This window comes from Micrococcus sp. APC 4021 (assembly GCF_030407635.1).
In the GTDB taxonomy this organism is placed as follows: domain Bacteria; phylum Actinomycetota; class Actinomycetes; order Actinomycetales; family Micrococcaceae; genus Micrococcus; species Micrococcus luteus.
This window is the reverse complement of the sequence record NZ_JASDCZ010000165.1, coordinates 2,084-3,910: the sequence shown is the minus strand read 5'-3', so window position 1 is coordinate 3,910 and position 1,827 is coordinate 2,084. Positions and strand designations below refer to the sequence as shown.

Sequence of the window (1,827 nt, the reverse complement as noted above, 5' to 3'; positions counted from 1 at the left end):
GATCCTTCACCGGGACAGCGGCCGACGGCAGGCCGGAGGAATAGGCGTCGCGATAGGGTGCACCCCGCGCAACAGAACCGTTGCGAAAGGTCTAACACCCCAACGCAACAGAGTGGGCCGCCATGCGCTGCCACGGGCCCGTGAACTTCGGTGTCACAGGTAGCGGCAGACATCCTCGGGGGAGCACGTGGCCGGGTCGCCGGCGGCGGCGTCCTCGCGCAGGTCGGCGATCGTGGTGCGTAGCTGCGCGAGCTCGGCGAGTTGCCGGTCGATCACATCAAGGCGGGTGTCGAGCAGGTCGGTGACGTGCCGGCAGGGGGCCTGCCCCCGGTCGCGGATGTCCAGCACCTGACCGATCTGGGCCAGGGTCAGCCCGGCCGCTTGCCCCCGGCGGATGAAGTCCAGCCGGTCGAGCACCTCGGCGCCGTAGTCCCGGTAGCCCGCCGGGGTGCGGTCCGCGGCGGGTAGCAGCCCGACCTCCTCGTAGTACCGCAGGGTCTTGCTCGTCGTGCCCGACGCCCGAGCCACCTCACCGATCCGCATGCCACTCATTCTCCCCCTTGACCTTCCAGTGCACTGGAAGGTCGATCCTGAGGGCGATGAAGGAGGAGTTCATGACGGCAACGGCTAACAGCAGGTCGTATGACCTGGCAATGATCGGGTCCGGTGGGGCGGCGTTCGCGGCCGCGATCCGCGCCACCAACCTCGGCAGACGGGTGGTGATGATCGAGCGTGGCACCGTCGGCGGTACCTGCGTGAACACCGGGTGCGTGCCCTCCAAGGCCTTGCTCGCGACCGCCGAGGCCCGCCACGTCACACTCGACGCCTCCCGGTTCCCCGGCCTGCCGTTCCCCGAAGTCCGGCCGGTCGACATGCCCGCCTTGATCGCCGGCAAGGATCGGCTCGTCGGGTCACTGCGTGGCGAGAAGTACCTGGACCTGGCCACCGAGTACGGATGGGATCTCCACCCCGGGGACGCCACGTTCGTCGGCACACCCAGCGAGCCGGCACTGCGCGTCACCGGCCCTGACGGCACGGTGGAGACGGTCCGGGCCGCGCACTACCTCATCGCCACCGGCTCCAGGCCCTGGGCGCCGCCGGTCCCCGGCCTGCAGGAGGCCGGTTACCTGACCTCGACCACCGCGATGGAACTGGACCACGTCCCGGAGTCGCTGCTGGTCATCGGCGGCGGCTACGTCGCGATGGAGCAGGCCCAGCTCTTCGCTCGGCTCGGCGTCCGGGTCACCATGCTGGTCCGCTCACGGCTGGCGTCCCAGGAAGAACCCGAGGCGTCCACCGCCCTGGATGAGATCTTCACGGACGAAGGCATCCAGATCATCCGCGGCGCGGTGCCCAGCGCGGTCCGCCGCGACCCGGCCACCGGCGAGGTCACGGTCACTGCCACCACCACTGACGGCTCACAGGAACTCCGGGCGGCCGAGGTACTCGTCGCCACCGGGCGCCGCCCGGTCACCGCCACGCTCGGTCTCGACACCGTCGACGTGCGCACCGGCGACCACGGCGAGGTGGTCGTCGACAGCCATCTGCGCAGCACCAACCCGCGCGTCTGGGCTGCCGGTGACGTCACCGCCCACCGTCAGTTCGTGTACGTCGCCGCGGCCCACGGCGCCCTCGTCGCCGACAACGCCCTCACCGGCGCCGGCCTCGAGGTCGACTACCGCCACCTGCCCCGGGTCGTGTTCACCAGCCCCGCCCTGGCCGCCGTCGGGATGACCGAACGGCAGGCCTCCGCTGCCGGGATCCGCTACGACAGCCGTGTCCTGTCACTCGCGCACGTCCCACGCGCGATCGTCAACCGCGACACCC

2 protein-coding genes are annotated in these 1,827 nt (G+C 70.8%); one reads left to right on the top strand and one right to left on the bottom strand.

Annotation, left to right across the window (positions count from 1 at the left end):
• Nucleotides 1–153: 153 nt before the first annotated feature.
• Nucleotides 154–543: a heavy metal-responsive transcriptional regulator gene (locus QL983_RS10695; RefSeq protein ID WP_036382791.1), complete on the bottom strand. Its 390-nt coding sequence runs from the start codon at nucleotides 541–543 to the stop codon at nucleotides 154–156.
• A gap of 56 nt (nucleotides 544–599) precedes the next feature.
• Between QL983_RS10695 and QL983_RS10690 the strand changes: the two genes are divergently transcribed.
• Nucleotides 600–1,827: FAD-dependent oxidoreductase (locus QL983_RS10690; protein WP_290152937.1), on the top strand; the 1,228-nt coding region annotated here is incomplete at its 3' end.

What these genes read in the sequence shown, in the direction of transcription:
- QL983_RS10695 (WP_036382791.1), bottom strand. Translation starts at nt 543, where the DNA reads ATGCGGATCGGTGAGGTGGCTCGGGCGTCGGGCACGACGAGCAAGACC.